The 12,391-nt window shown below is 32.2% G+C and carries 10 protein-coding genes; 4 read left to right on the plus strand and 6 right to left on the minus strand.

Going from position 1 to position 12,391, the window contains the following annotated elements; genetic code table 11:
• Nucleotides 1–30: 30 nt before the first annotated feature.
• The 6 genes from A5893_RS04455 to A5893_RS04480 all read right to left on the minus strand — a co-directional run bounded on the left by A5893_RS04455 (nucleotide 31) and on the right by A5893_RS04480 (nucleotide 7,492).
• A complete protein-coding gene (locus tag A5893_RS04455; protein WP_068821319.1) occupies nucleotides 31–1,242 on the minus strand; it encodes an efflux RND transporter periplasmic adaptor subunit in 1,212 nt (403 codons plus the stop codon).
• 1 nt (nucleotide 1,243) lies between these two features.
• Nucleotides 1,244–2,524 (minus strand): HlyD family efflux transporter periplasmic adaptor subunit, encoded by a 1,281-nt coding sequence (locus tag A5893_RS04460; protein WP_198342258.1) that lies wholly within the window; start codon nucleotides 2,522–2,524, stop codon nucleotides 1,244–1,246.
• Between the two features lies 1 nt (nucleotide 2,525).
• Nucleotides 2,526–3,773 (minus strand): TolC family protein, encoded by a 1,248-nt coding sequence (locus tag A5893_RS04465; protein WP_082911318.1) that lies wholly within the window; start codon nucleotides 3,771–3,773, stop codon nucleotides 2,526–2,528.
• The gene (locus A5893_RS04470) at nucleotides 3,760–5,694 is read right to left on the minus strand and encodes an efflux RND transporter permease subunit (protein WP_068821321.1); all 1,935 of its coding nucleotides are present in this window, start codon (nucleotides 5,692–5,694) and stop codon (nucleotides 3,760–3,762) included. Before A5893_RS04470 ends, A5893_RS04465 begins: the two co-directional genes overlap by 14 nt.
• A gap of 1 nt (nucleotide 5,695) precedes the next feature.
• Nucleotides 5,696–6,985: an efflux RND transporter permease subunit gene (locus A5893_RS04475; protein ID WP_068821322.1), complete on the minus strand. Its 1,290-nt coding sequence runs from the start codon at nucleotides 6,983–6,985 to the stop codon at nucleotides 5,696–5,698.
• 72 nt (nucleotides 6,986–7,057) lie between these two features.
• Nucleotides 7,058–7,492: an HYC_CC_PP family protein gene (locus A5893_RS04480; protein WP_157687430.1), complete on the minus strand. Its 435-nt coding sequence runs from the start codon at nucleotides 7,490–7,492 to the stop codon at nucleotides 7,058–7,060.
• Nucleotides 7,493–7,671: 179 nt separating this feature from the next.
• On the opposite strand from A5893_RS04480, the gene A5893_RS04485 reads away from it, so the two are divergent.
• The 4 genes from A5893_RS04485 (at nucleotide 7,672) to A5893_RS04500 (ending at nucleotide 12,383) form a co-directional block, all read left to right on the plus strand.
• Nucleotides 7,672–8,181, plus strand: coding sequence for an ExbD/TolR family protein (locus A5893_RS04485; protein WP_068821324.1), 510 nt, complete (start codon nucleotides 7,672–7,674; stop codon nucleotides 8,179–8,181).
• A 61-nt stretch (nucleotides 8,182–8,242) separates the two neighbouring features.
• A complete protein-coding gene (gene proB, locus A5893_RS04490; protein ID WP_317040576.1) occupies nucleotides 8,243–9,280 on the plus strand; it encodes a glutamate 5-kinase in 1,038 nt (345 codons plus the stop codon).
• 1 nt (nucleotide 9,281) lies between these two features.
• Entirely contained in the window at nucleotides 9,282–10,529 is a 1,248-nt protein-coding gene (locus A5893_RS04495) for a glutamate-5-semialdehyde dehydrogenase (RefSeq protein WP_068821325.1), read from the plus strand.
• Nucleotides 10,530–10,766: 237 nt separating this feature from the next.
• Nucleotides 10,767–12,383 (plus strand): L,D-transpeptidase family protein, encoded by a 1,617-nt coding sequence (locus A5893_RS04500; RefSeq protein ID WP_068821326.1) that lies wholly within the window; start codon nucleotides 10,767–10,769, stop codon nucleotides 12,381–12,383.
• Nucleotides 12,384–12,391 lie beyond the last annotated feature (8 nt).

Here is a 12,391-nt window from a genome sequence, read left to right on the forward strand (position 1 = left end):
TTACTATAATTAATTCTCTAATCCCTAAAACTACATATTCATCCCACTCATCGTATTTCCACCTTTTTTTAAAATATATTCGCTTGTTAACAAATAAGCGCCGCTTATCACTATGTTTTCACCTTCTTTAATTCCACTTTTAATAACAGTAGTTTCATCGCTTTCATCACCAATTTCTACCATTCTCATATCAAATTTGTCTTTACCTGTTTTTATCCAAACATAATTTCCTTTTTCATCTCTAATTACAGCGTTATTTGGAACAGAAATAATTGAATTTTGGCTAACAGATGGAAATTTTACCTCGGCTTCCATTCCGGGTTGAAAATTTTCTTTTGTATTTGGGAGGTTAGCTCTTATTGTTAGGATTTGAGAACCAGCATTTAGTTGAGGATTTATGAAATCAATTTTGCTTGAAATAATTTCATTTGCAAATCCGGCTACTTCAATTTTTATCGGAGTACCCACTTTAACATTCCCAATTTCTGATGGATAAACATCTGCTTCAATCCATAAATTATCTAAATTTTCTATGGTTATTAAACTCATTCCCTCGTTAACATATTGTCCTTCAGAGATTAAGATTTCTGTAATTAAACCACTATTTAGAGCATAAACCGTAATATATGGATTGGTTTGATTTGCTATATTCAATTGTTTAATTTGCTGGGAAGAATAACCATAAAGTGATAATTTGTTTCTAGCGGCTTCTGTGAGTTTTTTATAAATCACCTCGTTGGGGAAAGCATTTTGCTGTTTAATATTTAACAAATAATCTTTTTGCAAAGCCAATAAATCTTCGCTATAAATTTGAAATAGAGCTTGTCCTTTTGAGATTTTTTGTCCTGCTTCTTTAAAATATAAAAGATCAACACGTCCGCTAAATTTACTTGAAACAACTTGTGTATTATTGGGATTTGTCACTAATCGAGCGTTTAACAACTTGCTATCATTAAAATTACCCTGACCAATAGTTATCGTTTTAACGTTAGCTAGTGCAATCTGACTTTGGCTAAGTCTCAAAGCAGTTTTGTTTTTTTGTGCAGATATTTTAACCAAATCCATGTTACAAATAGGGCAGGAGCCGGGAAGGTCTTCCACTATTTGAGGGTGCATTGGGCAGGTGTATTTTGTTTCGATTGAGGTTTGTTTGGTTTTTTGATCTCCTGAAGAACAAGAAGAAAACGCTATCCCAAAACACAAGGAGAATAAAATCGAATGCAAATATTTTAATTTTTTCATCTTAATTTATTTTGATAAAACTTTCCGTATCAATTAAATAGCTGGCATTTTCTGCAATCTCATCATTTAACTTTAATCCTTTTGAAATCAAATAATTTGAGTCACTATTTGCAGAAAATTCTACCTCTTTTGCTTTTAAAACATTTTTTTGTTTGATGAAAACAATATTTCTATTCCCTAGTCTATAAACGGCCGAATTAGGAATCCATAATCCCTTTTGAGAAGCAAATGAGATTTTACCAGTTAATATTTCCCCAATTTTAAAAGCTTGATTTGCATTGTTTAAATAGACCCTCAATACACTATAATTTTGTCCTTCGTTATAATAAGGTTGAATCAAATCTATTTTTGCAGTTATTTTTTTATCACTGGAAGTGATGTTAATCAATTGATTTTTTTTAATTGAAACAGCTTCATTTGGATTCACATAAAACTCGCCCCAAAGTTGGGTATCATTAAAAACTTTAAAAATTACGTCTCCAGTATTAATATATGCTCCTTCTTTTAAAGTAATTGCAGTATTTTCTGTTTGCATAGATTTAGAATTATTATCATTTTCAGTTGATAGTGCTGTATCCATAATATAACCGGAAGAGTTACTATAAACAGGAATGTGATAATTAACTTTTTTGCTTTTTATAATCTGATTAATTTGAGTTTCCTCAACACCTAATAACCTTAATTTTGTTTTAGCATTTGCAAGTAATTCAACATCGCCTTTGGCAAGTAGATATAATAGTTCTTGTTGTGCAGCAGCCAATTCCGGACTATAAATTTCCATAATCTTTTGTCCTTTACTCACTTTCTGGAAGTTATATTTTACATATAATTTTTCTACCCTTCCGCCAACTCTTGAACTCATTGTTTTTAGATTATTGGTATTATAAGTCACTTTTCCATTTAACATAAGGCTATCACCAAAATTTTGTTCTGTTACCTTAAAGGTTTTGATATTACTGATTATGGTTTCATTAGTAGGCTGGATAAGGTTAATAAGTGATGCATCTACCTCCATTTTTACCTCATCTTGATGTCGCAATACCAGATCCATTTTACATATAGGGCAAGTGCCTGGATGATTTTCTATAATCTGAGGATGCATAGAACAGGTGTAAGTTTTCTCTGTTTCAGTTCCTATAACCTCTTTCTTATTTTTCTGTTGACAAGCTGTAAAAAGAATTAAAACTAAAAAGTAAAAATTAAAAAATAACAAGTGTGCAGTACGTTTACATCTTTGTTCTATATTCCTTATTTCTTGTTTCACAAGATTTTGCTTTTTCATGTTATTGCTCCACATTTCGTTCATACTCAGTAAGCGTTTGATAATATTCGTTTAACTTCATTAAATAAACTAATTCGCTATCATTCAATTCTTTAAACGCTGTTAAAACTGTGGTTAATTCTTCTTTATTCTCTTGATAATTCAATAAAAGTACCTCATAGCTTTTTTGCATGGTAGGTAAAATTTTATCTTTATAAGTGTCCAATTCCATTTGCATGTGCATTAAATGTTTTTGCTGTGTGGCAATTAATCCCAATAAATTATTGGTAACATTTTCTTTTTGAAATTGCATAGCGGCAACCTCAAATTGATTCGCTTTCAATTTAGATTGATAAGATTTTGCCGCCCAAGGAGCGATAGGAATACTCAAACTCCCCATTAAAGAAAACTGGTTTGGATTAACAGTATTATAAGTTTGCATGTGGTTAAACTGAACGCTAAATTCTGGCTTAGCCTCAGTAGCAATCATTTTATTTTCAAGGTTTATACTGTTAATCTGCTCATTAACTAATTTAATACTACTTCTATTATTTACTGTTTCGTTTAAATTATTTTGAATGATGTAAGTTTTAAAAGATAGAGCAGTATCAATTTGAAAATCAAGATATTTATCTCTGTTCATTAAAGTATTGAGCTTAATTTTTCCTATTTCTAAGTTGGCTTTCGCCGATGTTATCTGATTTTCTATCTCATAAATCTTGGCCTGCATGCTGTAAATTTGAGCTAATCCAGCTTTATTATAGGTATATCTTATTTCCGAAAGCTTCTTCAAATTTTGTAACACTAATAGATTTTTCGAGAGATAGTTGATGCTTTTTTCAATGGTTAAAACATCATAATAATTAGAACGAGCCAATGCTCTTAAATCGTTGAAACTCTCTGCGTTTAATTGGGCTGTGATATTAGATTGAGCTTTTAAATACGCCTCATTTGCTCTAATTTTTGATTTATTAGCTATTTTTTGTTCGGCAACCAACATGATAGAACCATCTTGTTGATTTCCAGCTCTAGAAAAATTATTGTAAGGAGTCATAAATGTTCCGATACCCAACATTGGCGCCATCCAGGCTGATGCTCCGCTTACTAAAGCATCCTGACTTTTCATTCGTTCCTGGTAAACTTTCAATTCAGGATTATTTGCTTTAATGATGCTAATTATAGAATCCAAGCTCAATGTATTCTGAGCAAACATTACAGAACTGATGAGCATCAGCGTAAGCGTCAAAACTATTGTTTTAATGTGTAGCATCTAACACCTCCAATTTTCCAAATTTTTTAAGTTCATATTCTTTTGCCATTAAAAATATCAACGGCGTTACCAATAATATATGGGTTGATGAGGTTAAAACTCCTCCAATCATGGGTAAAACAATAGGTAACATCACATCACTTCCAACTCCATTGCTCCATAAAACAGGGATCAAACCAAAAAGAGCTACACAAACCGTCATTATTTTTGGTCTTAATCTTTTTGCAGCACCCATTATTACATATTTTTTCAGGTCTTCTTTTGTGATTGTTTCGCTAGAATTTCCTTTTTCTTTTATTAATTGTTGCATCGCATCATTTAAGTAAATCACCATTACAACTCCAGTTTCAACGGCAATCCCAAATAAAGCAATAAAGCCCACAGCAACAGCAATAGAAAGATTTACGCCATAAAAATAGACCATCAAAGCGCCTCCAATCAATGCAAATGGAATGGTTACCAAACTTAAAAATGCCTCTCTTAAAGATTTAAAAGCTAAATAAAGTGCAAGAAAAATGATGATTAGCACAATAGGTAAAATCGTTAAAAGTGTTTTTTCGCCACGAATTAAATTTTCGTACTGTCCGCTCCATTCAATAAAATAACCTTTTGGCAAATTTAGCTCAGCATTTATTTTATCAATAGCCTCTTGAACGGTGGTTCCCAAATCTCTATCTCGCACATTAAACATTACCGCACCTCTTAACAATGCATTTTCTGAAGTAATCATTGGAGGACCTTCTGCTAATTTAAAATCCACCACACTAGAAAGGGGAATAACACCTGCATCAGTAGAATTAAGCGGAATACGTTTTAGTTTTTCTAAGCTGCTGCGATAATCCTGACCAATTCTTAAAGATATTCCAAATCGCTCTCGTCCTTCAATTGTTGTGGCAAAAGGCACACCACCAATTGCAGCTTCTACAGTTGTGTTTACATCATCAATGGATAAACCATATCTTGAGATTTCATCTCTTTTAATGTTCATTTCAAGATACTTGCCTCCGTTTACAGGTTCTATGTATAAATCTTTAATGCCATTAATTCCAGTTAATTTTTCTTTTAATTTTTCCTCGAGGGTATAAATATCTTTTAAATTCTGACCATAAACTTTTATCCCAACATCAGTTCTAATACCAGTAGAAAGCATGTTAATACGGTTAATAATGGGTTGAGTCCAGCCATTAACTACACCGGGAATTTGTAATTTGCTATCCAATTCGGCAATGATTTTTTTCTTGGTCATTCCTACCCGCCATTGGTCTTTTGGTTTTAGTTGAATAATGGTTTCAATCATGTTTAATGGCGAGTTATCCGTAGCGGTATTTGCCCTGCCTGCTTTACCTAAAACTTGTTCAACTTCTGGCAAAGATTTAATGATTTTATCCTGAACCTGTAAAATCCTTTTAATCTCTGAGTTAGAAACATCGGGCAAAGTAACAGGCATAAAAAGTATGGATTGTTCATCTAATGGTGGCATAAACTCTCTACCCAAACTAAACAGTAAAGGAATACTAATCAGCAACGCTAAGATGTTGATACCAATAGTGGTTTTTCGATAGTTTAAACAGGCCTTTATCGTTGGCTCGTAAATTCTTTCTAAAAATCTATTGATTGGGTTATGATGATCTGGTTTGAAATTTCCTTTCATAAAAAAGAAGATTAAAACCGGAGCAAGTGTTACCACTAAAAAAGCATCGATAATTAAAATAAAAGTTTTGGTATATGCCAACGGATGAAAAAGCTTTCCTTCTTGTCCGCCTAATAAAAAAACAGGTAAAAAAGAAGTGATGATAATTATAGTTGAATAAAAAACACCTCTGGATACTTGTTTACAAGCTCTTTCTATAATATTAAGACGTTCTTTATTATCGAGTTTTACGTAATTTTGCTCGGAACTATTTTTAAATATATTTCTCATATCATTCCGATTTAAAATTTAAATTAAGTTCTTCTTGCCTTATAGAAAGCTGTTTATAAGCATTTTCACTCATAATAATTCCATTATCTACAATAACACCAATGGCTAAAGCAATACCGGTTAACGACATGATATTTGAGCTGATACCAAAAGCATTTAGTAAAATAAAACTTGCTGCAATGGTGATAGGGATTTGAATGATGATACTAATTGCGCTTCGCCAGTGTAAAAGAAAAATGAAAACAATAATAGAAACCACCACCATTTCTTCAATCAAAGTGTTTTTGATGCTATTGATAGATTCTTTAATCAATTTACCACGGTCATAAACTATATTAAATTTCATACTTGCTGGTAAACCTTTAGCAACTTCATCCATTTTTAGTTTAACACGATTGATCACTTCATCTGCATTTTCACCTGTCCTCATTACTACAATTCCTCCAACGGCTTCTCCGTTCCCATTCAAATCAAAAATACCTAGCCTTGCTTCTCCCGCCATTTGAACTTGAGAAACGTCTTTAATTCTTACAGGGATTGAGTTTTTAGTTTCTATAGCAATGTTTTCAATTTCTTGGATAGATTTCAGATAGCCAGAAGTTTTAATGATGTAACCCATGTCACTGAGTTCAAATTTTCGTCCACCAGCTTCATTATTATTACTATTAACTGCATCCATTACTTCCTTAATGCCAACTTTATAATAATTCAATTTATTTGGGTCGATGGTGATTTGATACTGTTTTTGAAAACCTCCAAAAGAAGCAATCTCACTTACACCTTCCACATTTTGAAGCGCAAATTTTACATACCAATCCTGGGTTGCTCTTTGCTCTCCTAAATCCATTCCGTCTGTTTCTAAAGTGTACCATAAAACATGGCCAACTCCAGTTCCATCTGGCCCAAGTGTTGGTGTAATTCCATTTGGCAAACTTGCGTTAACAGTACTTAGTTTTTCTAAAACCCGTGATCTAGCCCAGTAAGTGTCTACACCATCTTTAAAAATGATATATATAAAACTCATCCCAAACATAGAATTTGCCCTTACGTATTTAACATTAGGAATGCCTTGTAAACCAGTTACTAAAGGATAAGTAACTTGATCTTCAATTATTTGAGGGCTACGACCTTGCCATTCTGTAAAAACAATCACTTGATTCTCTGATAAATCAGGAATAGCATCAATTTTATTGTTTTGGATTGCAAATATGCCAAATCCGAAAATTATGGCTGCCAGTAGCAATACAACAAATCTATTGCGGAGTGAAACCGAAATTAGTTTCTCAATCATGAAAAAATTATTAAATAGGATTTTAATCAGCTTAAAGCCGATGATTAATTAGAGATTGGGGAATATAAAATTCTAATTACGGAAATTTTGAAGAAGGATGTAGAGCCCTTCTTTAAGTATGGGAAAAATTGATATTTCTGTATCTTCTTTTTCATTAGCATCATCATTTGAAAAAGAAAAAAGAGAGGTAAAGTAAGTGCTTACAAAAGAAAAAGTTTTAACAAAAGCATTGTTTTCATTATCTTTTTTAACAGTTGTTTTGTTATCAGTTTTGGTTATGACCTTATGATTTTGACAGCAAAGGTCTTTTTTACCCATGCTCTTGTCACAATCTTTTGAAGCTGATTTATTTGAGGTTTGACTCATCATGCAGTTAGCATGATTATTTTGAAGACTTACATTAGCTAATTTTCCTGCACAGTAATGTAAATTAACCGTCAATCCGGATGATGTGATGAACACCATTGCAGAAAGTAAGATTATTAAACTGTGTCTCAAAAATTTCACGAAGCAAAAATAATACAATTTAATTGAAAATGACAACTTCTTTTTGTGTGAATTAAAAATTTTAAGATTTAATATTTATTGAGATTGAAGTGATTCCCTAATTTTATTAGCCAACACAATATTATTGTAATAAAAAAGTTACATTAATAAAATATTCTAACCTTTTAAAAATCAAAGCTATGGCAGAATTAAACACCTCCGAAAAATCCTCATCAAAAACAAAAAAAATGAGCAAAAAAGTAGATTTAACCGCAATGGTAGATTTAGCTTTTTTATTAATTACTTTTTTTATGCTTACCACTACTTTATCAAAACCAACAGCAATGAATATCATTATGCCATTTGGTGATGAACCTAGTCCGGTAAAATTATCTAATACTTTAACACTATGTTTAGGTGCGAATAATAAGTTAGCATGGTACAGTGGCACTAATGAAAACCCGGATAATTTTGACGTTACCAATTTTGACAAAAACGGCATTAGAAGTGTTTTAATTAATCGTTCTAAAAATATTTTACAGCAAACAGGTAAAAATTTAATGGTTTTGGTAAAGCCTTCAAATCATTCTCAGTATAAAAATCTGGTAGATATTATTGACGAATTGAATATCACAAAAATACCATCTTATGCTATTGTGGATATTACCAAAGAAGATATCTCCCGTTTGGAGAAAAAAGGCATTTATTGATAAAAACACTAATATATTTAATATTTAAGCCTGAGATTTATAATTTAGGCTTAAATATTACATGTTGAAAAAGCCAATCCTCGTTATAAAATTCGGTTCTGCATCTATTACCAACGCTAATCAAGAATTAGATGAAGATGTGATTGCAATCATTGCCAAACAAGTTTCTTCTTTAAGCAAAATTTATAATATTGTTTTGGTGTCTTCCGGAGCTGTAGCTGCAGGTAAAAAAAACCTAAAAAATTATAAGGGAACCTTAAGTGAGAAAAAAGCTGCAGCAGCAGTTGGTAACCCGCTTTTACTTCAAAAATATAGTCAGTATTTTGCCCCTTATGGTGTTTTTATAGCCCAAAGCTTGTGCGAGCGACATCACTTTTCTAATAGAAATCAATTTCTACAGTTAAAAAAAACTTATGAAGAGCTTTGGAAAAGTAACATTATTCCTATCGCAAATGAAAATGACGTAGTTAGTAATTTAGAGCTAAAATTTTCTGATAATGATGAATTGGCAACATTAATTGCGGTTGGTTTTGGAGCTGACATGATTTTATATTGCACTTCTGTTCCAGGTGTTTTTGATGCAGATGGAAAGGTAATTGAAGAAATTAAATTGATTGATAAACAAGCTCTATCATTGGCAAAGAAAGAAAAATCTAGCGTGGGTTTAGGCGGAATGACTTCTAAATTAACATTTGCAAGATTGGCCACTCAAATGGGTATTAAGGCTGTCATTTTTGGTATTAAGAATGAAAATTCTATTTTAAACGCCGTTAGGGGACAAACCGGTACGATATGCCATGCCCAAAAAAGCGATATATCTGCAAGAAATAAATGGTTGGCGAGTGGTAGTTTAATTAAAGGTAAACTACAGATTGATGAAGGCGCAGTAAAAGCTTTAATAAACAGACATAGTTTATTAGCAGTTGGTGTAAGCAAAATTATAACCGATTTTGATGCCGGAGAAGTGATAGAAATCTTAGATGCTGATAAAGTGGTAATTGCTGTCGCAAAAAGTAAAATCGACTCGGTAATTTTAAAACAGGCAGAAAGTAAACAAAATTTAGAGATTGCTCATGCTGATGATATTGTATTGATTTAAAATGGAAAACATTACCCAATTATTAATTGACGCTTCTGGCGCAACATCGCAAATAAGAAGTTTATCGGCTGAAAAAAAGCAGCAAGTTTTAGAGCAATTGGCTTTAAGATTAGAAGAAAATATTGCTATCATCATCATAGAAAATAAGAAAGATTTAGATAGAATGGATGATGATGATCCTAAAAAAGATCGTTTACTTTTAAATGAAGAGAGGATTTTAGAATTAGCTGCTAGCGTTAGGGAGGTTGCTGTTTTAGAGGATCCTACCAATAAAGTTATATCAGAAAAAACTTTAGCTAATGGATTGTTTATCCAAAAGAAATCTGTTGCATTAGGCGTTGTTGGCGTTATTTATGAAGCAAGACCTAACGTTACCGTAGATGTTGCTGCGCTGTGTATCCGTTCTGGAAATGTATGTGTTTTGCGTGGTGGTTCTGATGCAGATGATACTAACAAAATTTTAGTGGGCATCATTCAGGAAACGCTTGTTCAATTTGGCTTAAATAAAAACATTGTCCAACTTTTACCAATAGACAGAAAATTTGTAGAGGAATTGCTTACCGCAGATAAATATGTAGATATCTTGATTCCTCGAGGCTCTCAATCTCTGATAGATTTTGTGCGTAAAAACGCAAAAGTGCCCGTAATTGAAACTGGTGCTGGTGTTTGCCATACTTATGTGGAAAGTTCTGCAAATCTGGAAGATGCTGCAAAAATCATAAGAAACGCTAAAGTAACTCGTCCTTCGGTTTGTAATGCCTTGGACACGGTATTGATCGATCAATCTATCGCTGAGGATTTTATCCCGATGATGGCTAAGCTTTTAAAAGAAGACCAAGTAGAGATTTTTGCTGATGATGTATCTTATCAACTATTAAAAAAAATAGACTATCCTTTAATTAATAAAGCTGAGGAAGAAGATTTTGGACGTGAGTTTTTATCTCTAAAATGTTCAGTTAAAATAGTTAATGGAATTGATGAAGCCTTATCCCATATCAAAAAATATTCCTCTAAACATTCTGAAGCCATTGTTTGTGAAAATGCTTTTAAAATTGAAAGGTTTTTAAACGAAGTTGATGCTGCTGCCGTTTACGCTAACGCATCTACTCGTTTTACGGATGGCGGTGTTTTTGGATTGGGTGCAGAAATAGGGATTTCTACTCAAAAGCTTCATGCCCGCGGGCCTTTTGCATTAGAAAAATTAGTAACCGAAAAGTGGATTGTAAAAGGTAACGGACAAGTGAGGTAGTAAAACTTATCTTTCTTAACTAGATTTTACAATATATAACCAAATGTGTTTCCACCCATAAAACTAATTAATATACTTTCAAAGATCATCAAAAAGTGATTGAGGTTAGTAAATTTATAGTTTTACATCATCTAAATTTCCATTTGATTTAGTGAAATTGAATGCGTTAAGCCCAAAGTTATTTTCAAAAAAAAATAATTAGAAAAGCTTTTTAATCGCATTTAATTAAAAATGGTCATGAACAATTTCCCCATAAAATATTTTCTTGTTTTGGTATTGGCAGGTATGGCATTATACAGTTGCGGCCAACCATACAAGTCTGATGAAATATTAACTAAGAATGCCCAATTATGGGATGAAAGTATTAAAGGAAGCTTTGTAGAAAACAGTAAACTGATAATTGATAGTACAGAAATCATCGACTTTTTTAAACATTATTCTCAATTAAAAACAGTTGAAAAGGATGTTTTAAGCTTTTATAGCAGCCGAGATTACGCCTATGCTTGGTTTGATAATGGAAAGCCGATAGAACAGGCTGGAAATCTTTTTAATAGGATCATTAACTTAGAGAGTGAGGGCATTTATAGTAAAGTTCCTTATCAGGATAAATTAGATTCTTTGTTTAATTTATCAGGAACAGAAACAAAACCCAGTATCTTATTAGAATTGATGCTTACCGCAGATTATTTTATATTTTCAAAATTAAGTTGGGAAGGTATGGATCAATCGGTAAGTGAATCTTTAAAATGGCATTTGCCCCGTAAAAAAGTAAATTATGAACAGTATTTGGATAGCATTTTAGATAATCATAACTCCGAAAAAACCATCAAAGAACCTGTATACAGACAATATGAATTATTAAGGGCCTTTCTTAAAAAATATAAAGTTTTAGAGCGCCAACAGTCTTGGCCAAATATTAAATTTATTAAAAACGGAACTCAGCCAGGAGATTCTTCCACAATTATTTCTTCAATTAAAAAAAGACTTTATTTATTGAATGATTTTCACGGAGACACCACCAATACGGTTTTTGATGAAAACTTATCACAATCTATAAAAATCTATCAGCAAAGAAATGGAATAAATCCAGACGGAAAGATTAATAAAGAAACCATCAATACTTTAAATATCCCATTGAAAAATCTGATTAAGCAGATTATTGTAAATATGGAACGTAACCGATGGTTGCCAATAGCTAAATATGAAGATGTTTTGGCAGTTAATATCCCCGATTTTAAATTACATGTTTTCCATTTAGATAGCTTATTATGGAGTTGCAAAGTAGTTGTAGGAAAAACTACGAGACCTACTACGGTTTTTTATGGTGACTTAAAATATGTGGTATTTAGTCCTTATTGGAATATCCCAGAAAGTATCACTAAAAATGAAATAGTGCCGCAAATGAGGAAAAACGCAAACTATCTAAAGAACCATGCGATGGAAATTATTGGTTATAGTAACGGATTACCTACAGTAAGACAAAAACCAGGTCCTGATAATGCTTTAGGTTTGGTAAAATTTCTTTTTCCCAACAGTTACAACATTTATTTGCATGATACACCAGCCAAATCATTATTTGGAGAAACGTCAAGAACATTTAGTCATGGATGTATAAGAGTAGAAGAGCCTGTAAAACTTGCTAATTTCCTACTCCAATACCAAATCGATTGGACACCAGAAAAGATAAATTTAGCCATGCACAATGGTAGAGAAATTAATGTGAGCCTAACCAAAAAAGTGCCTGTTTTTATAGCCTATTTTACTGCATTTGTAGGTAAAGATCAAAAGTTAAACTTTAGAAAAGATATTTACAATTTGGATAAGCACTTAGCAGATATGTTATTATTGGATTGATCAATCGA

Source organism: Pedobacter psychrophilus, assembly GCF_001652725.1.
Classification (GTDB): Bacteria; Bacteroidota; Bacteroidia; order Sphingobacteriales; family Sphingobacteriaceae; genus Pseudopedobacter; species Pseudopedobacter psychrophilus.

Bases quoted from the DNA above. Each gene is read 5' to 3' on its own strand.
- A5893_RS04455 (WP_068821319.1), bottom strand. From the start codon at position 1,242: ATGAAAAAATTAAAATATTTGCATTCGATTTTATTCTCCTTGTGTTTT.
- A5893_RS04460 (WP_198342258.1), bottom strand. From the start codon at position 2,524: ATGAAAAAGCAAAATCTTGTGAAACAAGAAATAAGGAATATAGAACAA.
- A5893_RS04465 (WP_082911318.1), bottom strand. From the start codon at position 3,773: ATGCTACACATTAAAACAATAGTTTTGACGCTTACGCTGATGCTCATC.
- A5893_RS04470 (WP_068821321.1), bottom strand. From the start codon at position 5,694: ATGAGAAATATATTTAAAAATAGTTCCGAGCAAAATTACGTAAAACTC.
- A5893_RS04475 (WP_068821322.1), bottom strand. From the start codon at position 6,985: ATGATTGAGAAACTAATTTCGGTTTCACTCCGCAATAGATTTGTTGTA.
- A5893_RS04485 (WP_068821324.1), top strand. From the start codon at position 7,672: ATGGCAGAATTAAACACCTCCGAAAAATCCTCATCAAAAACAAAAAAA.
- proB (WP_317040576.1), top strand. From the start codon at position 8,243: ATGTTGAAAAAGCCAATCCTCGTTATAAAATTCGGTTCTGCATCTATT.
- A5893_RS04495 (WP_068821325.1), top strand. From the start codon at position 9,282: ATGGAAAACATTACCCAATTATTAATTGACGCTTCTGGCGCAACATCG.
- A5893_RS04500 (WP_068821326.1), top strand. From the start codon at position 10,767: ATGAACAATTTCCCCATAAAATATTTTCTTGTTTTGGTATTGGCAGGT.